Origin of the sequence: Stenotrophomonas sp. (genome assembly GCF_032066555.1) — a bacterium.
Lineage (GTDB): Bacteria > Pseudomonadota > Gammaproteobacteria > Xanthomonadales > Xanthomonadaceae > Stenotrophomonas.
This window is the reverse complement of the sequence record NZ_DAMBKV010000006.1, coordinates 50,750-72,405: the sequence shown is the minus strand read 5'-3', so window position 1 is coordinate 72,405 and position 21,656 is coordinate 50,750. Positions and strand designations below refer to the sequence as shown.

The following is a 21,656-nucleotide window of genomic DNA, read 5'->3' as shown; positions in this document are numbered from 1 at the left end:
CCTGCGAATGCGTGCCCGCGGCTTCACCCTGATCGAGGTGTTGCTGGCGACGGTGCTGCTGGCAGCCGGCATGGCGCTGGCATTTGCCGCGGTGCGTTCCACCCTGGCCATCAGCAGTCGTGGTGAGGCGATTGCCAGTGGCAACGAGCGCATGCGTGCGGTCGAGGGCTTCCTGCGCAGGCGGCTGGTCTCGGCGATGCCGTTGCCGCTGCAACGTGATGCGCTGAGTGGCAATGCCAGCGTGTTCACTGGCACGCCACAGCAGCTGCGATTCGTGGCCAATGTACCGGACTATCTGGGCCGGGGTGGCCCCTACCTGCACACGCTCCAGGTCAGTGGCAGCGGTGACAGGCAGGAGCTGCGGATTGGCCTGACCCTGCTGCAGAACGGAGAGCTGCTGGAAGAAAATCCTCCGCGCGACAGCGAACTGCTGGCGGAGGATCTCAAGCAGGTCAAGCTGCGTTATCGCGGTACCGATCCGAACACCGGTGCAATGGGGCGTTGGCAGGACAGCTGGGATTCGCCCGGGCGCATGCCGGCCTTGGTCGCCATCGAGATCACCCCGGCGCGCGGCGGCGCGTGGCCGCCGCTGGTGGTTGCGCTGCCGCAGCATGGCGTCGCCGGGAGCTGGCGATGACGATGCGCGGCGCGGCCCTGGTGCTGGTGCTATGGGTGGTGGCCTTGCTGGCCACCACCATCGCGGCGTTCGCGATGACGGCGCGGGTCGAGCATCTGCAGGGACGGGTCAGCGGCGACCTGGCCGGTGGTGAACAGGTGGCCCATGCCGGTATCGATTACGCGTTGTCGCGCATGCGAGCCACGTCGACCCAGCCCAGCTGGCACGCTGACGGGCGCCCTTATCGCTGGCAGTTCGACGGTCATGCAGTGACGCTGCGGATCGTTGATGAGACCGGCAAGGTCGATCTGAACCAGGCTGACCTGAACCTGCTGCAAGCGCTGTTGCGTGCGCTCAATGTGGCCCCTGACAAGGCCGCCCGGCTGGCTGGCGCCATCGTTGACTGGCGCGACGTCGATGCGTTGCTGCAGGTCTCGGGCGGCGCGGAAACCGCGGATTACCAGGCCGCCGGACTGCCCTATGGTGCCAAGAACGCGCCATTTGACAGTGTCAGCGAGGTGCAGCGCGTGCTCGGTATGGAGCCCGCACTTTATGCACAGTTGGCTCCCTTGCTGACGGTTTACGGTAGCGGGCGGCCCAGCCCGCGTTTCGCGCCCGCACCGGTATTGACCGCCATGGGGATGGATGCGGCGCTGATCATGGCGCAGCGTGAGCGTGCAGACGGCGGTGCCGGGATGGGCGAAACTTCCCCCACGGGAGGTGACAGCGGCACTTATAGTGTGGAAAGCACGGTGCAGCTGGTGGCCGAGCGGCAAGCGGTCATCCGCGCCGTGGTACGTCTTAATCCCGGTGCGATGGCCGGTGCACCGTATACGGTGCTGCAGTGGGAACAGGGAGCGATGTCCAGATGACGGGGTTGCGTGAACGACTGGGGCTGGCGACTGCGCGCATCGTGCCGGGTGCCGGTGGCTTCTGGGCATGGTGGACGCAGGGCTTGCTGGCATGGCTGCCGGCACGTTGGCGGAGCCTGCTCGGGGTATCGGACGCGCGCCTGCTGCTGGACGTTGCCGATGCCCAGTTGCGGGTGTCTCTACTGCAGGGTGGGCAGCAACAGCTGCTGCAGACCTTGCCCGCTGGCGCGGTACCCACTGCGGTCGAAGCGGCGTTGCCGCCGCGCATGCTGGGCCTGCCACGCCACGCGTTGTTGCCAGCCCGTGCGGTGCTGCGCAAGCCCCTGCGCATGCCGGCCGCGGCCGAGGCACGCCTGCGCGAAGTAGTGGGCTTCGAGATAGACCGGCAGACCCCGTTCAGCGCCGCCCAGGTGTATTACGACGTACGCCTGCTGCAGCGCCGCGAAGACGGGCAGTTGGATGTCGAACTGGTGGTCGCGCCGCGACCGCTGGTCGAGGCGTTGCTGGGCCAGGCAGAAGCCTGGAAGCAGCAACTCGACGGCGTGGACGCGGTCGATGCACAGGCCCAGCCGCTGGGCGTGAACCTGTTGCCACCGGCAATGCGCAGGCAACGCCATGACCCGATGCGGCGGCTCAACCGACTGTTGTTGATCGCCGGTATGGTGATGGTGGTGCTGGCGGCATGGCAGTTGCTCGACAACCGCCGTGCTGCGGCCGCGCAGTTGTCGGCGCAGGTGGATGCCGCCGCGGTGCGCGCACGCGCGGTGGCCACGCAGCGGCAGCAGTTGCAGGATCTGGTCGATGGACATCAGTTTTTCACCGCGCAGCGCGCCGAGCAGGCTTCGGCCACTGAGATCATCAACGAACTCAGCCTGCGCCTGGGCGATGACACCTCGCTGGAGAAACTCTCCATCGAAGGCGGTCGCATGCAATTGATCGGCATGAGCAGCAGTGCCTCATCGCTGGTCTCCAAGCTGGAAGGTTCCAGGCTGTGGAAGACCCCGTCATTGACCGGCGTGCTGCAGGCCGGCCAGGGCGCCGCGCGGGAGCGCTTCACCTTGACCGCGGAACTGCGTGGGCCCAACCCGGAGGCTGCCGATGGCAACGCACCGCGCGCACCGTGACCGTTGGCTGGCCCTGGCGCTGTTGTTGGCCGTCGTGGCCGTGGTCTGCCTGTTGGTGGTGCAACCGCTGTGGATCCGGCCGATGCAGGCGGTGGAGGCCGAGATCGCGGCCTTGCAGGAGCGCCAGCAGCGCATTGGCCTCCAGCTGCGGCAGGCACCGCAGGTCGCGCAACGGCTGCAGCAGGCACAACAGGCCTTGGCCGACCAGCCCGGCTTCATGGCGGAGAATTCGGTGGAGCTGGCGACCTCCAAGCTGGTGCAGCGACTGGAAGAGGCCGCGCGCCTGGCCAGCCCGGACCAGCGCAGTTGCGCGATCAGTGATCGTTCGCCACTGCCGGCCGACAACAGTGGCCGCTTCCCGCGGGTTGCGGTGCAGGCACGGCTGCGCTGTGGCATGAATGAATGGATGAGCGTGCTGCAGACACTGGAGACCGGCACGCCGCAACTGCGCGTGGATCGGCTCGATATCCTGTCCGCGGGCCTGGGCGAAGGGGGGGGCGGCCTGGATGTGAGTTTCGAACTCAGTGGCTATCTGCGCCCCGGCGTGGTCGCGCCAACGGCGGAGGTTGCCAATGCGCAATGACGTAGCAGGTCTGCGCACCTGGTTGCTGGGCGCGTTCGCGGCCTGGGCACTGCTGGTATGGGCAGCATGCCTGTTCGGCCTGGGTAGCAGGATTGGCGGCACCGCTACCGTGCTGGAGGTGCCGCCCTTGCCGGCGGTGCCGCAAGCAGCGCGGCTGGCGGTTGCAGACAATGCCGAAGCCTTGAACCGTCCTCTGTTTGCCAGCGATCGGCGCCCGCACCCATTCTTCATCGGCGAAGCGGGTGAGCCGGCAGCGGCCAGTGTGCGCTTGACCGGCGTCTTGATGACGCCAGGTTTGGACATGGCCACCTTGACCACGGAGCAGGGCAAGTCGTTGCGCCTGCGTCTGGGTGGCGAGGTACAGGAGGGTTGGCAGTTGCTGTCGCTGCAGCCGCGCAGCGCAGTGGTCAGCGGGCCGGCCGGCACGTTGAATCTGGAGTTGCAGGTATTCAGTGGCGGGCCGAGGCCACCCGTTGACGCTGCGGGCGTGCCTGCCGCAACCGCCGCGCAGGCGACTGCTGCAAACGTCAGCGTGCCACCGCCGCCAGCAGCCGACCCGGTGACGCCTTCGGCAGACCAGATCAAGGCGATCCGCGATCGCATCCAGGCCCGCCGTCGGCAGGCACAACAGAATCAGAACGGCAGCTCCGGCCGCCAGAACCCGTAGAGTGAGCGTATGACATCACGCATAGTTGCAGTCAGCCTGCTGATCGGTGCCCTGAGTGGCTGCGTTACCACGCCGGCACCGGACATCCGTCGCAATGCTGCGACGGATACCAGTACGCCGGCACCCGGTGAGGCAGCGCGCACCAGTCCGCTCGGCGCCGAAGATGCCCCCAAGGCCGATGATGTCCAGGGCAGGGCGGTGATCCGTCGTGGCAACGGCACGGTGATCAACCGCGCGGCTGCCTCGGCTCCGGCTCCTGCCCTGACCGCCGCTGGCAATGGCACGGCGGTGTTCAACTTCGAGGGCGAGTCGGTACAGGCGGTCACCAAGGCCATCCTCGGTGACATGCTCGGCCAGAACTACGTCATCGCCCCGACCGTGCAGGGCACGGTAACCCTGGCCACGCCCAAGCCGGTGTCGCCGGCGCAGGCGCTGAACCTGCTGGAGATGGTGCTGGGCTGGAACAACGCCCGGCTGATCTACAGCGGCGGTCGCTACAACGTGGTGCCGGCCGATCAGGCGCTGGCAGGCACGGTCGCGCCGAGCACTGCACCGGCTTCGGCCGCACGTGGTTATGAGGTGCGGGTGGTGCCGCTGCAGTACATCTCGGCCAGCGAGATGAAAAAGGTGCTGGAACCTTATGCGCGGCCCAACGCGATCGTCGGCGTCGACGGCTCACGCAATGTCATTACCCTGGGCGGCACCCGTACCGAACTGGAAAACTACCTGCGCACGGTCGAGATCTTCGACGTGGATTGGCTGTCGGGCATGTCGGTGGGCGTTTTCCCGATCCAGTCCGGGCGTGCCTCGCAGGTGGCCAGTGATCTTGAGAAGGTATTTGGCGAAGCCAGCAAGACACCCAGTGCCGGCATGTTCCGCTTCATGCCGCTGGACAACGCCAATGCGGTACTGGTGATCACCCCGCAGGCGCGTTACCTGGACCAGATCCAGCAATGGCTGGACCGCATCGACAGTGCCGGCGGCAGCGCCCGTCTGTTCTCCTATGAGCTGAAGTACATCAAGGCCAAGGACCTGGCGGACCGCTTGGCCGAAGTGTTTGGGGCTGGCAGTGGTTCGCGTGGCGGCGAGAATGGTGGCGCTTCGCTGGCCCCGGGGGCCAGTGCAGTCAGCCTGCAAGGCGGGGGCACCGTCGATCCATCGGCCAGCGCCGACGACAACCTCGGTGACGGCGGCGGTTCGTTCGGTAAAAGCGATGGCGTGGGCGGTGCTAGCGGCAGCAGCGGCATGGGCGAGGGCATGGCCTTGCCGCAGCGCAGCTCGGGCAATGGCAGCGTGACCCTGGAAGTGGAAGGCGACCGCGTCGGTGTTTCCGCCGTCGAGGAAACCAATGCCTTGTTGGTGCGCAGCACGCCGCAGGCATGGCGTTCAATCCGCGAAGTGGTGGAAAAACTCGATGTGATGCCGATGCAGGTGCATATCGAGGCGCAGGTAGCCGAGGTCGCCTTGAGCGGCGACCTGAGCTATGGCGTCAACTGGTACTTCGAACAGGCGGTCAACGCCGCCGTCGACAAGGGCGGCGCCGGCCTGCCGTCAGCCCTCGGGCGCGGCATCTGGGGTGATATCGCTGGCTCGTTGATTCCTGGTGACGGCAAAGGGGGCGGCGGGCTGAGCTGGACCTTCCTCGGCAAGAACGCCGCCGCGGTGATCACCGCACTGGACCAGGTCACGGATGTCCGCCTGCTGCAGACCCCGTCGCTGTTCGTGCGCAACAACGCGGTGGCCACTTTGAACGTGGGCAGCAAGATTCCGGTGTACTCGGTGTCGGTATCGGGCATCAGCGACAACCAGTACTCGCAGGTGCAGTACCTGGAAACCGGCACCATCCTCAAGGTGCGTCCACGTGTCACCCGTGACGGCATGGTGTTCCTGGACATCGTGCAGGAAGTCAGCTCGCCTGAAGGTGAGCCTGATGACAACGGCAACGTACGCATCAACACCCGCCGCATGAAGACCGAAGCGGCGGTCAATGCCGGCGACACGGTGATGCTGGCCGGCCTGATCGAGGACAGTGCCATCAAGGGTTCTTCCGGCTTGCCCGGCTTGAGCCGGCTACCGGTGATCGGTGGCCTGTTCGGGCGCAAGACCCAAAGCAGCCGACGCAGCGAAGTAATCGTGCTGCTGACCCCGACCATCGTTCGCAATCCGCAGGAAGCACGCAATCTTACCGACGAGTACGGCAGCAAGTTCCGTGCGCTGGATCCAATCAACGCCCCGAAGGGCCGCTGAGCATGACGCTGCCGGTCATCCTGCTGCCGGTGGGGGTGGACGACGCGGCGCTTGATGCCTGCCTGGCGGCATTGGAGAAGCACACGCCGGCCGGAACGCCGGTGTGGCTGGCCGACGATGGCCAGAGCGGCCCGCGCGGGCAGGTGGTGATCGAGCACTGGCTTGCCAGCACCCGGCTGCAGGCCGAGTACACGCGGCGCCCGCGCGCGATTGGTGAGGCGGCGCATCTGGACGAGATGCTCAAGGCCTGTGGCGACGCCGATGTGGCGGTGCTGGCGCCGGATGCCTTGCCGATGGCCGGTTGGTTGCAGCAACTCAGTGATTGCCTGGCGCGTGATGCCTCCATTGCCACCGCCACGCCGTGGAGCAACGCCGGCGAAGCCGTATCGTGGCCGCGTGCGGGCGAACTCAATCCCTTGCCTGCCGATCCGGCGCGGCTGCTGCAGGCCTTGGCGATGATGCCCTTGTTGCAGCCCGAGCTGCCTTCGGCGGTCACCCATGCGGTATTGATACGCGGCAGTGCGCGACGCCGTGCCGGCGGCCTGGATATCCACAGTTACGGCTCCTGGTATGCGGCCCTGGTGGACCTGAGCCTGCGCATGAGTGGCCTGGGCTGGCGCAACGTGCTGTGTGACAACGCCTTCGTCGGCCGCCAGGGCGAGGGCCGGCCGGCCGAAGGCGACATGGAAGTGTTGGCCAACCGCTGGCCGGTATGGACGGCGCGCCTGGCCGCGTTCCTGATGAACGACCCGCTGCATGCGCACCGGCGGCAACTGCAGCAGTTGTGCGAGCAGGCGATAATGCCGCAAGCCCAGCCCGACCTGTTCGACGCCTGTGGTTCCCTTCCAGGCGCGGAGCCGGTGTGAGCGATTCGATTGCAGTAGTGGTGGTCAGTTACGAGAGTGCGAGTACGCTGGATGAGTGCCTGCAGCGGCTGCGTGCGGCCGAGGGTGTGGCCGAGATCCGGGTGGTGGACAATGACTCACGTGACGGCTCGGTGGCCATCGCACAACGCCATGCCCTGGCTGATGCGCGGGTGCGTTTCATCGCCAATCCGGATAACCCCGGTTTCGCCACCGCCTGCAACCAGGGGGCATACGCGTCCCATATGCCGTGGCTGGCCTTCGTCAATCCGGACCTGATGGTAGAACCGCAGACCTTGTCGCAGTTGCGCGACCTTGGCCGATCGCTGGGCGATTGCCTGCTCGGCGTGGAGCAGGTGGACGAGGACGGCGTCGCTGACCCGGCGGTACGCCGCCGCGATCCGGATTTCGCCGCGATGCTGCGCCGCCCCGGTGCCGGTTCGCGGCTGGCGGTGGAGGTGGACCATTCCACGGCATTGCAGCAGGTGCAGGCCTTGTCGGGTGCCTTGTTGTTGATGCCGCGATCATTGTTCGATCGCCTGCAAGGTTGGGATGCTGGCTACCGGCTGCATGCCGAAGACCTGGATCTGTGCCGTCGTGCGCGGCAGGCCGGTGCGGTGGTGGCCATTGCCAATGATTTGCAGGTGGTGCATGTGCGTGGGGTCTCCAGCCGCTCGCGGCCATTCTTCGTGGAATGGCACAAGCATCGTGGCCTGTGGCGTTACTTCCGCAAGTTTGAAGCCAGCCAGCGCAGCCTGCCGGTGAGGGCAGGGGTGTGGTGTGCGATCTGGGCGCATGCGGCGTTGCAGGTGCCGCGGCTGTTGCTGAAGTAGATTCGTTCCCTGGGCTGGTGGGGCTCGAAGAGCACCCCTCCCCAACCCTCCCCCTGCGCGGGGCGCAAGGGAGGGGGCAGGACCGTGCATTGCTCCCTCCCTTTGGCGTAGCCAAGGGGAGGGTTGGGGAGGGGGGCTCTTCGAGAAGACGCCATCAGCCCTAAGCCCCTTGCCCGCCACAGACCATGAACAAGCCTCCGCGCCAGCCTGAATCCGAGCCGCCAGCCAGCGCATAATGCGGGACATGATCATCCAATCCCTGCTCGACACCGACCTCTACAAGTTCACGATGATGCAGGCGGTACTGCACCAGTACCCGGGCGCCATCGTCCAGTACCGGTTCAAATGCCGTACGCCGGGGATTGACCTGGCCGCGCATCTGGATGAGATCAGTGCCGAGATCGATCATCTGTGCAGCCTGCGTTTCACCGTGGACGAGCTGGAATACATGCGCCGGCTGCGCTTCGTGAAGCCGGATTTCGCCGACTTCCTCGGCCTGTTCCACCTGGACCGCAAGTACATCGATCTGCGCGCATCGGAAACCGTGCCCGGCGAGATCGAGCTGGATATCACCGGCCCGTGGCTGCACACCATCATGTTCGAAGTGCCGCTGCTGGCGATCATCAACGAGGTCTGGTTCCGCAATACCAGCAGCGCGGATTTCGCCGAGGGCGAACGTCGCCTGCAGGCCAAGACCGCCCTGCTGCGCGACACCCCCGGCTTCGAGAACTGCCGTATCGCCGACTACGGCAGCCGTCGCCGTTACTCGCGGCAGTGGCACGGCACGATGCTGCCGTTGCTGCGCGATGCGTTGGGCTCCCAGTTTGTCGGTACCAGCAACGTCTATTTCGCGCGCATGTACGGCATGACCCCGCATGGCACGATGGCGCATGAGTACCTGCAGGCCTTCCAGGCACTGGGTCCGCGCCTGCGCGATTCGCAGGTGGCCGCGCTGGAGTCGTGGGCGCGCGAGTACCGCGGCGACCTGGGGATCGCCTTGTCGGACGTGGTCGGGCTGGATGCCTTCCTGCGCGATTTCGACATGTACTTCTGCAAGCTGTTCGACGGCGTGCGCCACGATTCCGGCGACCCGTTCAGCTGGGGCGACCGCATGCTGGCGCATTTCAAGGCCAACCGGGTCGACCCGACCAGCAAGGTGCTGGTCTTCAGCGACGGCTTGAACATCGAGAAGGTGATGCAGCTGTATGACTACTTCCGTGGGCGCTGCCAGGTCGCCTTCGGTGTGGGCACCCATCTGACCAACGATCTGGGGCCGACGCCGCTGAACATCGTCATCAAGATGGTTCGCTGCAACGGCCAGCCGGTTGCCAAGCTCAGTGATTCGCCGGGCAAGAGCATGTGCGATGACCCCGGCTATCTGTCCTATCTGCGGCAGGTCTTCGAGCTCCAGTAAGCGTCAAATATCTGTCACTTCGTCTTGACAACTGCGGTTGCTTCCTTAACGCAGCGCATCACTGTGCCTATACCCCTATAAACGTGAGTGCCATCACGTTATTGTATTGCCCATGGAACAGATGACCAGGTACAGCCGTACTCGTCGTTGAATGGGTTCGGCGGTTGTCTGCAGGGGGGCAGGTGGCTCACAGGGTCAAGCCAGTGGCGTCGCGTTGTAGGCGATCACGTCGGTTTGCGCCTGTGTGTGCTTGTTTGGTTCGCATCAGCACAAGTGTCCGGCGTCTTAATGCGTTTACCGTTCTCAGATGCACTGTTTGCAAATACACGTCCGATAGTGATGCGCTGGTCGCGTCTGATGGCACGTATTTTCCACTTCTGCGCCGCGGTTTCGCCTGCGGCGCTGGTGCTGTTGCTGATGGGGGTACACGACGGCAGCCTGATACGCACCTACGGTGTGTTGGCCTTGCTGGCGGGCCTGCTGACCATCCTGGTATTCACCGCCTTCGGCATGTACGGGCGCGAGATGTTCAGCAACCGCGTGCTGATCCGCTCCACCATCGTCGCCTGGTCGGCCAGCTTCGGCCTGGTATTGCTGTTGCATACCGTGTTCCGGGTGATTGCCTACCTGCCGGTCAAGATGGCGGTGCTCTGGTACCTGACGACCCTGTTGCTGCTGGTGGTGGGGCGGCTGCTGATGCTGGCGTTCTTCCAGCGGCGTATCCGTGAAGGGCACTTCGTTGGTCGCTCGGTCATCCTCGGTGCGACCGAGAACGGCAGCCGGCTTGCGCAGCACATGCAGCAGAACGTGGACATCGCCAGCGGCCTGTTGGGCTTCATCGATGACCGCAGCCCGGACCGCATCGCCTCGCACCTGCGCCCGCAGCTGATAGGCAATTTCGCACTGCTCGAGCAGCTGATCCGCAACAACGAAGTGGACCAGGTATTGATGGCGTTGCCGGCGGCCGCCGAAGGCCGCAACCACCACTATGTGGAGCTGCTCAGGAAGATGCCGGTGCAGGTTTTTCTGGTGCCGGAGATGCAGGCTTTCAACTTCGCCCTGCCGCGGGTGGCGGATATCTCCGACGTGCCGATGCTGGTGGTGTCCGAGCCACCATTGAAGGGTTGGGCCCCGGCCTACAAGCGCGCCGAGGATGTGGTGCTGGCCAGCCTGGCGTTGCTGCTGCTGGCACCGCTGATGCTGCTGGTCGCGCTTGCCATCAAGCTGGATTCGCGCGGCCCGGTGCTGTTCCGGCAGCGTCGCTATGGCTACAACCACCAGCTGATCGAGGTCTACAAGTTCCGCTCCATGTTCCATGATCAGCGCGACATGGATGCGCAGACCCAGACCCGCGCCGGCGATCCGCGGGTGACCCGGGTTGGCCGCTTCATCCGCAAGAGCAGCATCGATGAGTTGCCACAGTTGTTCAATGTACTGGCCGGCAGCATGTCGATGGTCGGGCCGCGCCCGCACGCCACCGCCACCAAGGCGGCGGACATCCTGTTCGAAGAGGCCGTGGCCAACTACGTGGCACGGCACAAGGTGAAGCCGGGTATCACCGGGCTTGCACAGGTGCATGGCTATCGCGGCGAGACCGATACGGTCGAGAAGCTGCAGAAGCGCGTCGAGTACGACCTGGCCTATATCGAGAACTGGTCGCTGGGCCTGGATGCCTTCATCCTGCTGCGTACCTTGCCGGCCGTGTTGTCGATGAAGGCGGCGTACTGATGGCCAAGCCGCGTGTTGCCCTGATCATTCCAGTGCGGAACGGCGAAGCGCATATGGCGCGGATGCTGCCGGCGCTGCGTGCACAGTCGCTGCAGCCGGACGAGCTGCTGGTGATCGACAGTGCCTCCACCGACGGCGGCGTTGCGCGCTGGCGCGAGTTCGGTGCGCGGGTCGTGGAGATCGACCCGGCCACGTTCAATCACGGCGGCACCCGCCGCCTGGCCGCCAGCCTGGTCACCGCCGATGTGCTGATCTACATGACCCAGGATGCGATCCCGGTGCCGCCCAACGCATTGCAGGCGCTGGTGGATGGCGTATACGCCGCCGAAGACGTGGGGGTGGCCTACGGCCGGCAGATTCCGCACCCGGAGGCTGGCGTGCTGGCGCGGCATGCGCGCGCCTTCAACTATCCCGCGCAGGGGCGCATCAAGCGCCGCGGCGACGCCGCCGAGCTTGGGATCAAGACCTGCTTCAGTTCTGACGCGTTCTGCGCCTACCGAGCCGATGTCCTGCACGAGGTGGGCGGATTTCCAGAGGATGTGATCGGCACCGAGGACACCCATGTCGCAGCGCGGATGCTGCTGGCAGGCTGGGCGGTGCATTACGTGGCCGATGCCGAGGCCTGGCACTCGCATGACTACAGCGTCGTGGAGGAGCTCCGGCGCTACTTCGATATCGGCGTGTTCTATTCACGTGAGCGCTGGATACGGCAGAACTTCGGTGGTGCTGGGGGTGAGGGTGGGCGCTTCGTCCGGTCCGAATTGCGCGCGCTGCGCACGGCCGGTGCGGTTGGCGCCATACCCGGCGCGTTGCTGCGTACGGCTGCAAAGTTCATTGGTTACCGTCTGGGGCACATGGAGCGGCATCTGCCGTTGCGCCTGAAGCGGAATATTGGAATGTTTACCGGCTACTGGAGGCAATCATGAAGCCCTTGCGATTGGCGCTGCCGGCGCTGCTTACCCTGTTGTTCACCGCCTGCGCGATGTCCAATGTCGTCCAGTTGCCTGCCGGCAAGGTGGTACGCGAGCGCCAGATCAGCAATTTCAGCCCGGAGCAGCTGCCCAAGCCGGTACTCAAGGTGCATACCGGTGATGTGCTGCGGATCGTGCGAGACGCACAGACCCCGGCCGAGAAAGACGAGGCAACGCTGTACCGGGTCCGCCCCGATGGCAGCATCGCCTATCCGTTCATCGGCATCGTCAAGGCCGGCGGACGCACGCCGGAGGCGATCGGTGAAGAGATCAGCCAACGGCTTGATGCGATCTACCGCGAGCCGCGGGTGACGATCAATATCGCCGAGGCACCTGGCAGCCGGGTCTATGTCGGTGGCGCGGTGCGCAACCCGGGGACCTTCGACCTGATGTCGGCGGTGACCGTGCCGCAGGCCATCACCGCGACCGGTGGCGTGCTGCCAACCGCTGACAGCCATCATGTTGCATTGGTGCGGCAGGATGACGAAGGCGTGCAGCAGGTGTATTTCTTCGACTATGCCGCCCTGCTCAGCCCGGCCACCAACGGCCAGCCAGGGGTGCAACTGCAGCGCGGCGACCTGGTGTTCGTGCCCAGCTCGCGGATTGGCAATGCCATCCAGCGCGTGGACATGTACGTGGGCCAGTTGCTGATGTTCCGCGGCTTCGGTGCCTCGGCCAACTACCAGATCAATGAGCCGTCCTATCGGATCAATACCCCCACCGGGAGCGTGCCGTGATCGAAGTCCGTAGCCTTCGCGACGCCCTGCGTCTGCTGTTCATCTTTGCCCGCGAGTTCCGTTTGACCCTGCTGGTCACGATCGCGGTGGTGGTGGCCGGTGCCTTCCTGCTGCCCAATCGCTACGTGTCCGATGCGCGCCTGCTGGTCAAGCCAACGCAGAGTGCCAGCGTGCAGTTGCCGGTGCAGCCAGGCCCCGAATCGGGCTTCGTGCAGCAGAGTCCGCAGCGCGATCCACTGCTGGATGAGGAGAAGATGGCGACCAGCGCACCGGTCATGCTGAAGGTCGCCAAGGCCTATCTGGCAATGTCATCGGTGCCGCCGCAGGGTGGCTGGGCGCGGTTCAAGTTCCATATGGGCAAGGCAGCGGCCTGGTGCAAGGAACTCGTCCGTGATGTGTTCGTGGGCGTGGGCCTGATGGACACGGCGCCGCCGGAAGACAGGTTGGCGGCACGCCTGGCAAAACGCCTGGCGGTAAGCCATGACCCGGGTTCGAACGTGATGGAAATGCGCGTGACATGGGGTGACCCGCATGTCGCGCAGGGCATTTCGCGTGCCTGGGTGGACGCCTATTTCGATGAGCGCGCCAATGCCGCCGGTGGCGACGCGCTGTTTGATTTTTACCAGCAGCAGAACACCGAGCTCAACGACACCATCGTCAAGCTGAAGCAGCAGCTGCGTGATCGCCTGCGTGTCATCGATGCCACCAGCGTCGAGCAGCGCATCGAAGATGTGACCGATCAACTGCAGAAGCTCTATCGGCAACGCCGCGAGTTGCAGGCCGAGCGTGAAGCCCTGCTCGGCATTCTCGGTGCGGCCGGGCGGCAGTTGCCGGCCGTTGCCGGCGAGGTGGTGACCGAGCGCGAGATCAGCCTGAACCCTGCGCGCGAAGACCTGAAGCTGAAGTTGAATGGACTCAAGCAGCAGCGCCTGGATCTGCTGCGCAACTTCAAGGAAGGCGCACCACCGGTGCGTGCACTGGACGAGAGCATTGCCGGGCTGGAGGCCGAGATCGCCGCGGTCAACGACAATGTCGTGCGTTCGCGCAATGTCGCCCCCAATGCACTGGGAACGCGCCTGCGCCAGGACATGCAGGATGCGCGGATCAACGTTGCCAAGATCGATGCCAACATTGCCGAGATCGACCAACAGTTGAAGCAGCTGCAGGCCTCACGCGAAGAAGTGATGGCCGCCGAGCCATCGCTGTCACGCCTGAGCCTGGAGTTGAGCTCGGCCGAAAAGACGTTTGCGCAGTACTCGGACTATCTGCTGCGCGCGCGCGTCATCCGTGACTTGAACCGCAACCGGCTCAGCAATGTGGCGTTGGTCGGTGAGTCGAGCTTCACCCCGTCGCGGGTGTTCCCGAAGAGCATGTTGATGCTGCTGCTGACCCTGCCGGTGGCGCTGGTCGTTGCCCTGGTGGTGGTGTTCCTGCTGTACCTGATGGACCAGCGCATCCATGATGGTGGTCGCATCGAGAGGACCTTCAACGTTCCGCTGCTGGCCACCGTGCCGGAGGTAGAGCGTGATCAGGACACTTCGCAGGCCCTGCGCGCCGCCTTGTACCGTATCTATTGCCGCTTGCCGTTGGAGCAGATCGCCGAACGTGGCCTGTCGGTGGGCTTGACCTCCAGCCGCTCCGGCGAGGGTGTCAGCTTCATTGCCTCCCGCCTGGCCATCGTGCTCCGGCAGCAGGGCTATACGGTGCGCGACGGCCAGCTGCCGGCGCAGCCAGGTGAGCTGGTGATCGTGCAGGCACCGCCCTTGAGCGATGAGCATGCGCTGATCGAGCTGCGTGGCTGTGAGCGCATCATCCTGGTTGTGCAGGCACGCAGCACCACCGTTCCGGCGGTGGAGAGCGCCCTGGCCTTGCTGCGCGATGCGCTGGGACGTGTCGATGGCATCGTGCTCAATCGCCGCGTATTCGAGATCCCGGCCAGGTTCTGGAAGCCGATCAGCCGTTGGCTCGGAGCGTACTGAGTGAAAGTTGCGCTGCTCGCTCCCTTGCCGCCGTTGCAGAACGGCATCGCCGACTACGCGCAGGCGTGGATGCAGGCGCTGCGTGGCGCGGGCGTGGAAGTGCAGGTGCCGCCGCAGCGTGCAGATGGCAGCTGGGACACCGACGACACGCAGTTCTGGCCGCACGTGGATATCGTGCATGCGCAGCTCGGCGGCGGACGTGGCCCGGAGTTTCTGGCACTGGAACAGCTGCGCGCGCGCTGGCCGCGGTTGGCGACCAGCGCAACGGTGCATGATCCGGAGCGGTTGGTGTGGCGGTCACCGGAGCCGGCCCGCGGCATGGCCCGCCGCATCGCCGGCTGGCCGCGACCGCTGCCACAACTGCTGGCGCTGGCGCAGGACCGCGGCACGCTCGCCCGTGAGCGCCATCTGGCGGCGGAGCTGGACGCGATGGTCGCCTTGACCCGCAGCGGTGGCGCCTGTCTCGTCGAGCGGATGCAGGTTGCAGCGGACAAGGTGCACTTCATCGCGCACGGCAATCCGCTGTTCGCGCCTGCCGAACTGCCCGCGGACGAGGTGCTGAAGCTGCTGTATTTCGGCTTCATCTATCCTGGCAAGGGCATCGAGGACCTGTTTGATGCCGTGGCCGCCGTACTTCGCCTGCGGCCACAGGCACGGTTTTCCTTGACCATGGCCGGCGGCTCATCGCCCGAGCTCGCGTTTGGCAGCCGCGGCAACTACCTGTCGCAGCTGCGTGACCTGGCCAACGGGCTGGGTATCGCCGAGCGGATCGAATGGCAGCTCGACCTGCCCGCCGAGCGCATCCTGCAGTGCGTGCAGGCCCATCACGTGATGGTGTTGCCTTATCGCGATTCCAGGAAGCTGGCCCTGCTTGGGCGGATGCGTGGCACCAGCGGTGCGCTGTCCTGGGCCAATGCCAGTGGACGCGGGGTGATTGCTTCCGATGCGCGTGCGTTTGCCGAAGAGGTTTCGTATGGCAATGGCGTGGTATTCGCGCAAGGTCGGAGCGAAGCCCTGGCCGGGCGCATGATTGCACTGCTGGACGATCCTGCGCAGACGCGCAGCTGGGCAATGGCGGCGGCCGCGTTGGGAACGCAACGCCAGTGGACGAAGATCGCCGACGAATTTGCGGCATTGTTTGCCGCGGTGGTGGAGCGTAAGCGATGAAGGGAGCGGGTTTGTTCAAGACACGGCTGATGCGGCTTTTGGCTTCCGTGCTGCTGGTTGCGTCATTGCTCTGGGGCGTTACCGCCTGCGCCAAGGGCGAACGGCCGGCGCTGGAGCTGGTGCCGCCGCGACCGCTGCTGTGGTCCGACTATCTGGGCGTCAATGCGCACTTCCTGTGGTTTGAGCCCGCGCAGTACCGCAAACAGATGGATCAGCTGCAGGCGCTGGGCCTGCAGTGGGTGCGGGTGGACCTGCACTGGGACACCATCGAACCGCGGCAAGGTCAGTTCCGCTGGGATGTGCTGGATCCGCTGATGGCGGAGATCAAGCGTCGCGGCCTGAAGGCCGAGGTGTATCTGGTCGGTTCCGCGCCGCATGCGACCTCCGCGCCGGCGGGCAGTCCCAACCCGGATCAATATCCGCCGCGGGACCCGAAGCTCTATGCACGTGCGCTGGTGCAACTGGCACAGCGTTACCCCGAGGTCGCCGCGTGGCAGGTCTGGAACGAACCCAACCTGCCGGCGTTCTGGCAACCCCGCGAAGACCCCGCGGCCTACGGCCAGCTGCTGCTGACCACGGTGGAAGCCATGCGCCGGGAGGCGCCGGGGCGCCGGATCGTGTTGGGTGGCATGGGGTACTTCAGCCAGATGCCGACCCGCGGCGGCGCGCTGATGGTCGAAGCACTGGCCAAGGGCGGCTTATTTTCGCTGGATGTGATCACTGCCTATCACCCGTACTCGCTGTATCCGGAGGGGGACGATGCGCACGCGCTGGACTTCGTGCAGCGCGCCCGGCAAGGCAACGCGTCGCTGCGCGCGGCCGGCGCGCGTGACATCTGGGCCGATGAGTGGGGCTGGTCCAGCTATGCCGGGCCCAAGGAAGAGCAGCCGATCATCGGCGCGCAGGGGCAGGCCGACTTCGTCACCCGCCGCCTGGCCCTGATGAGTGCGCTGGATTACGACAAGGTTTTCCTGTTCGCCCTGAGTGACCTGGATCAACGTGCAGGTGCACGCGATCGCCGTTATGGCCTGCTCGACGAGGCGGGTGACGCCAAGCCGGTCTACAACGCCGTGCAGCGGCTGTTGCAGATCACCGGGCCGCGTCTGGTCCCGGGCAAGGCGCCAGTATTCACCGGTAATACGCCGGGCATGATCAGCATTGGCTGGGAGCGCCCGGACGGCCGTCGGCTTTGGTTGTTCTGGGGCGCGCAACCCGGGCAGGTACAGGTCAATGGCCTCAGGCAGGCGGTGCTGCACGATGTATTGAGCGGCGCGCACAAGGAGATCGGCAGCGGCGATGCAGTCAACGTGCCGGTGTCGACATCACTGTCGGTGTTGGAGTGGTGATGCGACCGCTGCGCATCCTGTGGATCCTGCCTTACCTGCCGTGGCCGACCACCAGTGGCGGCAAGCTGCGCCAGTACCATCTGCTGCGCTGCCTGGCCGCGCGTGGCCACCGCATCACCTTGCTGGTGCAAAGCAAGGTGCCGCTGGATGCCGCCACCCAGGCACAGCTGGAGCCGTTGCTGGAACGCCTGATCGTGCTGGAGCGGCGACCGCTGCGGTCACTGCGGACGATGCTTGCCGGATTGCTGTCGCCGATACCGCTGCTGGCCTCGGTCAACGGCCATGCGCCGGGTTTCAGCCGGACATTGGCGCAGTTGCTGCAGCAGTCCTGGGATGTCGTGCAGTTGGAACACTCCTATATGTTCGAGCCGTGCCGGCAACCGCTGCAGCACTACCCACGCGGCTTTCTGCTCAGCGAACACAACGTGGAATCCACGCTGGCCGAGGTGACCTACAGCCGATTGCCGGCGTTGTTCAGGCCTCTGGCGCGCTTGGATCGCTGGCGCTACCAGCGCTGGGAGCGGCAGGTCGTGGGTGCCGCACGCAAGGTGGTGGCCTTGACCGAGGGCGATGCGAAGGCGCTGGCGGCCTATAGCCGGCAAGCGATCGCAGTGGTCGTCAACGGCACCGACACCGAGGCGTTCTCCGATGTATCGGCCGATCCTGCGGCCGGCCGGATCCTGTTCGTCGGCAACTTCGAATACGCGCCCAATATCGATGCGGTGGAGTGGCTGCTGGACGAGATCATGCCTGCGGTCTGGGCGGCGGCACCGGCTACACGGCTTTGCCTGTGTGGCTACGCCCTGCCGACGCAGTGGGCCAGGCGGTGGCCGGACCCACGCATCGAGTGGCGCGGTTTCGTGCCCAGCCTGCAGCCGGTACAGGCCAAGAGCAGCCTGTTCCTGGCCGCGTTGCGCGATGGCGGCGGCTCCAAGCTCAAGGTGCTGGAAGCCATGGCGGCCGGCTTGCCGCTGGTTGCCACGCCGCAGGCGGTATCCGGACTGGATGTGCAGCGTGGTACGCATTACCAGGGCGGAGCGGATGCGGCTGCGCTGATCGCAGCGGTGCTGCAGGTGTTGGCCGATCCGGCGTTGGCGCAGGCGACCGGCGAGGCGGGGCGGGACTACGTGCGCGCGCAACACGATTGGCAGCGCTCGGCCGACCAGTTGGAAGCGGTATACGCGGAGCTGACATGCGCGTAGGCATCGATTACCGACCGGTGACCGCCGCGCCGCATTCGGGCATTGCCCGCCAGGTGCTGGCGCTGGAACAGGCACTGTTGGCCGAAGGCTGCGAGGTGCTGCGCTTCAGCATGGCAGCGGACGGGCATCCGCATCGCCAACTGGCGATCTGCCCACCGGGCCCGGTGGCGGGCAACGGGCTGCATCGTCCGCGTGCGCGGCTGGCATTCGAGCTGGGCTTCCTGCCGACTGCGTTGCGGGAGCAGCGGATCGATCTGTATATCGCCACCGCCAACAGCGGCTTGCCGTTGCGCCGTCCCTCGACGCTGCGCAGGCAGATCGTGCTGCTGCACGATGTGTTCCAGCTGACCTTGCCAGGCCGTCATGCCAGTGGCTTGCATCGTCTGGTCTATGGCGGCATGGATCGCTTCCTGATCGGGCATGCGGTGCGCGCTGCCGATGCGATCTGGACACCTTCGCAGTTCAGTGCCGGCGAGCTTGCGCGGTTGTACCCGCGCGCGCAGCCGCGGACCTCGGTACTACCCAATGCGGTGCCGCCGTTGGCCATGCCTGCCACGGCAGCGGATACCGACTTGCCCGCGCGCTACTGGCTGGTGGTGGGCACCCGTGAGCCACGCAAGAACATTCCCTTCCTGTTGCAGCAGTGGAATGCGTTGCGCCAGGACGGCCATGCACTGCCGGACCTTGTGCTGGTCGGTGATCGCGCCGACGTAGACACGGCACAGGCAGGGCTGGCAGGGCTGCATTGGCGTGCAGGGCTCAGTGATGCGGCATTGTCGCGCCTGTATCACGATGCCGAGCGCCTGCTGCATCCGGCGACCGCCGAGGGCTTCGGCTTGCCGGTGATCGAAGCGCTGGGCTGCGGTACTCCCGTTGCGGTGGCCACTGGCAGCGCGCTGGATGAGATCACGCCAGCACAGTCGCTGCGTTTCGACCCGCGCGAGGTGTCATCGCTGCGCAACGCATTGCTGGTTGCGGCGGAGGGGCGGGGCGGGCAGGAAACAGCGGATGTCCTGATCAAGGCGGCACAGCGTTTTGGCGCCGGACCATATCGGCAGCGCGTCGCGCAGCTGCTGCGGGAGGTGCTGCAATGAGGCTGGGCAGCACCGTCGCCGTGGTCTGCGGCCTGCTGTTCGGCAGCCTGCTGCTGTTTCTGCCGCCATCGAAGTTCTTCGTGGTGCTGATGGGGCTGCCGGCCGCCCTGGTGGTGTTGCGCTGGCCGGTGGTCGGGCTGTCCCTGTTCGCGCTGGCGGCCACCTTCATGCCATTCAGTACCCTGCAGGTGGGTTTCCGTTTCACCCTGGCCGAGGCGATGCTCGGGCTTACCTGGGCCGGGGTTGCGTTGCAGCTGTTCTTCCAGCGCCTGGAGCGGCCACAGTGGGGCAACGTCGAGCGGGGCATGTTGCTGTTGATGGCCTTCAGCGTGCTGCCGTTCCTGGTAGGCCAGGTCACGGTGGTGGCCGATGGCAATGGACCCGTCAACTGGGTGCGCTGGCTGGCCAATTTGTCCTTGCTGCTGCTCGCCCCGTTGATGTTGTCGCAGGAAAAACAGCGCGAGCAGCTGATGCTGATGCTGTTGCTGGGCAACCTGGCGATGTTGCTGCTGTCGCTGGGCATGTTCGTGAAGTCACGCAGCGCACTGGACATGATCCCGGTGCTGGAGAAGATGCGCTACGCGCACCCGGAAGCCTTGCTGGACATCTTCAGTGCCGAGAACGCGCGCCTGGGTTCGCCGTGGGTGCATCCCAACCTGACCGGCGGCGCGATGGCCATGTTCGTGCCGCTGGCCGCGTTCTACGGGCTGTATCAACATGGCTGGCGTCGCGTGTTGGGAGCAGCGGTGGCTGTGCTTGGCGGGGCGGCACTGCTGCTGAGCAGCTCGCGCGGCGCGATCCTCGCCATCGGTGTGGTGCTGCTGTGGTTGTCATGGCTACGGGTGCCGTACGCACGGGCGATGGTCCTGGCGGGCATCCTCCTGGGCGGCGTATTGACCCTGACCTATGCACCACTGCAGGACCGACTGGCAACCATGTTCTCCTCCGACAACGCCAGTACCGAAGTGCGCGTGGACGAGTACAAGCGCTTCCCCGAAGCGGTGGCGCGTTATCCCCTGGGCATAGGCTTCCGCACCGAACCGCCGGTTCCCGGCAGCGGATTGCTGGGTATCTCCAACCTGTGGCTCTACTACATGTACAAGCTGGGCCTGCTCGGCATGCTGCTGTACTGCGTGGTGACCTGGCGCTGGTGGCGACAGGTGCGGCCGCAGGGCAAGGTGCTGACGGTGGATCGGCGCAACGGGCTGTGGATGGGCTGCACGACGGCGCTTGTGGCGGCCCTGCTGACCGGGCTGATCGATCACTACTACAGTTTCACCATGGTGCTGGTTGCCTTGTTCTGGTTGGTGATGGGGCTGGGGCTGCAGAGTGCCGCCGCCGTTCCGGTGGGCAGCCCTGGCCAGCCCTTATCGAGTTTGAGGAAGCAACAATGAGACATCGGATCTTTCATTCCGCGGACCTGCGTGCGCGCCTGGGCGATTACGCTGCGCGCATGGGCGTCGAACCAGCTGCGTTGAACGAGGCCTATGACTGGTTGCTGGCCAACGAAGGCGTGTTCGAGGAAGTCAGTGGTGATCAGCTGCGGGTGTCGATCTGCTCGGTCGATATCGAAGCGCAGCTGCAGCACCCACTGGGCAAGCAGCTCTATCACGTGCTGAAAACCGAGGTGCCGGCGCAGTTGGTGCCGCGCTATGGCATCAATTGGCCGACCTTCAAGGACCGCTGCCTGCGCCTGTGGGAGCAGATCTACAACATCGCCATCAACAAGGTGCCTTTCCACTGGGTGCGCTTGACCTGGTTGCGCATCGGTGGAGCCAGGATTGGTGAGGGTTCCACCATCTGGCGCAATACCGAGGTGCTGGGCGTCAATAATCTGGTGATCGGCAAGGACAGCGTGATTGCCTGGCATTGCCAGATCGACGCGCGCGCCGGGCTGCGCATCGGCGACCATGTGGCGGTGGCATCGCACGTACTGATCATTGCCGGCTCACATGATCTGACAGCGCCGGAATTCTGGTCGGTGTCGGCACCGATCGTCATCGAAGACTATGTGTGGATCGCCAGCCGCGCCTTGATCGCGCATGGTGCGCACCTGGGCCAGGGCTGCGTGATCACCGCCAATACGGTGGTGGCCAAGGAGGTGCCGCCATACAAGATCATTGGTGGCACCGGTGCCAAACCCATGGGCGAGCGCCCGCACAACCTGTCCTATCGGGTAGGCGGCAAGAACATCCTGACCCTGTTGCACTGAG

19 protein-coding genes are annotated in these 21,656 nt (G+C 65.5%); all 19 read left to right on the top strand.

Features of this window, described 5'->3' with window-relative positions; all coding sequences use genetic code 11:
- Positions 1-7: 7 nt before the first annotated feature.
- The 19 genes from RT131_RS09700 to RT131_RS09610 all read left to right on the top strand — a co-directional run bounded on the left by RT131_RS09700 (position 8) and on the right by RT131_RS09610 (position 21,655).
- Positions 8-637 (top strand): prepilin-type N-terminal cleavage/methylation domain-containing protein, encoded by a 630-nt coding sequence (locus RT131_RS09700; protein WP_313172656.1) that lies wholly within the window; start codon positions 8-10, stop codon positions 635-637.
- The gene (locus tag RT131_RS09695) at positions 634-1,488 is read left to right on the top strand and encodes a type II secretion system protein GspK (protein WP_313172425.1); all 855 of its coding nucleotides are present in this window, start codon (positions 634-636) and stop codon (positions 1,486-1,488) included. Before RT131_RS09700 ends, RT131_RS09695 begins: the two co-directional genes overlap by 4 nt.
- Positions 1,485-2,612 carry a PilN domain-containing protein gene (locus RT131_RS09690; RefSeq protein WP_313172423.1) on the top strand — a complete coding sequence of 376 codons (1,128 nt, stop codon included), beginning with the start codon at positions 1,485-1,487 and terminating at the stop codon, positions 2,610-2,612. Before RT131_RS09695 ends, RT131_RS09690 begins: the two co-directional genes overlap by 4 nt.
- A complete protein-coding gene (gene gspM / locus RT131_RS09685; protein ID WP_313172421.1) occupies positions 2,587-3,195 on the top strand; it encodes a type II secretion system protein GspM in 609 nt (202 codons plus the stop codon). The genes RT131_RS09690 and gspM overlap by 26 nt, the downstream gene beginning before the upstream one ends.
- Positions 3,185-3,862, top strand: a complete 678-nt coding sequence (locus RT131_RS09680; protein ID WP_313172419.1) for a hypothetical protein — start codon at positions 3,185-3,187, stop codon at positions 3,860-3,862. Before gspM ends, RT131_RS09680 begins: the two co-directional genes overlap by 11 nt.
- A 9-nt stretch (positions 3,863-3,871) precedes the next feature.
- The gene (gspD, locus tag RT131_RS09675; RefSeq protein WP_313172417.1) at positions 3,872-6,109 is read left to right on the top strand and encodes a type II secretion system secretin GspD; all 2,238 of its coding nucleotides are present in this window, start codon (positions 3,872-3,874) and stop codon (positions 6,107-6,109) included.
- Positions 6,106-6,975: a glycosyltransferase gene (locus RT131_RS09670; RefSeq protein WP_313172654.1), complete on the top strand. Its 870-nt coding sequence runs from the start codon at positions 6,106-6,108 to the stop codon at positions 6,973-6,975. Before gspD ends, RT131_RS09670 begins: the two co-directional genes overlap by 4 nt.
- On the top strand, positions 6,972-7,805 hold the full coding sequence (locus RT131_RS09665; protein ID WP_313172415.1) for a glycosyltransferase family 2 protein: 834 nt from the start codon (positions 6,972-6,974) through the stop codon (positions 7,803-7,805). The genes RT131_RS09670 and RT131_RS09665 overlap by 4 nt, the downstream gene beginning before the upstream one ends.
- 244 nt (positions 7,806-8,049) lie before the next feature.
- Complete coding sequence (pncB, locus tag RT131_RS09660) at positions 8,050-9,219, top strand: nicotinate phosphoribosyltransferase (RefSeq protein WP_313172413.1); 1,170 nt, start codon at positions 8,050-8,052, stop codon at positions 9,217-9,219.
- Positions 9,220-9,576: 357 nt separating this feature from the next.
- Positions 9,577-10,947 carry an undecaprenyl-phosphate glucose phosphotransferase gene (locus RT131_RS09655; RefSeq protein ID WP_313172411.1) on the top strand — a complete coding sequence of 457 codons (1,371 nt, stop codon included), beginning with the start codon at positions 9,577-9,579 and terminating at the stop codon, positions 10,945-10,947.
- The gene (locus RT131_RS09650; RefSeq protein ID WP_313172409.1) at positions 10,947-11,873 is read left to right on the top strand and encodes a glycosyltransferase; all 927 of its coding nucleotides are present in this window, start codon (positions 10,947-10,949) and stop codon (positions 11,871-11,873) included. Before RT131_RS09655 ends, RT131_RS09650 begins: the two co-directional genes overlap by 1 nt.
- Positions 11,870-12,655 carry a polysaccharide biosynthesis/export family protein gene (locus RT131_RS09645; RefSeq protein WP_313172407.1) on the top strand — a complete coding sequence of 262 codons (786 nt, stop codon included), beginning with the start codon at positions 11,870-11,872 and terminating at the stop codon, positions 12,653-12,655. The genes RT131_RS09650 and RT131_RS09645 overlap by 4 nt, the downstream gene beginning before the upstream one ends.
- Entirely contained in the window at positions 12,652-14,634 is a 1,983-nt protein-coding gene (locus RT131_RS09640; protein ID WP_313172405.1) for a hypothetical protein, read from the top strand. Before RT131_RS09645 ends, RT131_RS09640 begins: the two co-directional genes overlap by 4 nt.
- Positions 14,635-15,801 carry a glycosyltransferase gene (locus RT131_RS09635; protein ID WP_313172403.1) on the top strand — a complete coding sequence of 389 codons (1,167 nt, stop codon included), beginning with the start codon at positions 14,635-14,637 and terminating at the stop codon, positions 15,799-15,801.
- Positions 15,798-17,147: a beta-galactosidase gene (locus tag RT131_RS09630; RefSeq protein WP_313172402.1), complete on the top strand. Its 1,350-nt coding sequence runs from the start codon at positions 15,798-15,800 to the stop codon at positions 17,145-17,147. Before RT131_RS09635 ends, RT131_RS09630 begins: the two co-directional genes overlap by 4 nt.
- Positions 17,147-18,349, top strand: a complete 1,203-nt coding sequence (locus RT131_RS09625; protein ID WP_313172400.1) for a glycosyltransferase family 4 protein — start codon at positions 17,147-17,149, stop codon at positions 18,347-18,349. The genes RT131_RS09630 and RT131_RS09625 overlap by 1 nt, the downstream gene beginning before the upstream one ends.
- On the top strand, positions 18,340-19,443 hold the full coding sequence (locus tag RT131_RS09620) for a glycosyltransferase family 1 protein (RefSeq protein WP_313172398.1): 1,104 nt from the start codon (positions 18,340-18,342) through the stop codon (positions 19,441-19,443). Before RT131_RS09625 ends, RT131_RS09620 begins: the two co-directional genes overlap by 10 nt.
- Complete coding sequence (locus tag RT131_RS09615; protein ID WP_313172396.1) at positions 19,440-20,837, top strand: O-antigen ligase family protein; 1,398 nt, start codon at positions 19,440-19,442, stop codon at positions 20,835-20,837. The genes RT131_RS09620 and RT131_RS09615 overlap by 4 nt, the downstream gene beginning before the upstream one ends.
- A complete protein-coding gene (locus tag RT131_RS09610) occupies positions 20,834-21,655 on the top strand; it encodes an acyltransferase (protein ID WP_313172394.1) in 822 nt (273 codons plus the stop codon). Before RT131_RS09615 ends, RT131_RS09610 begins: the two co-directional genes overlap by 4 nt.
- The last annotated feature ends 1 nt before the right edge of the window (position 21,656 follow it).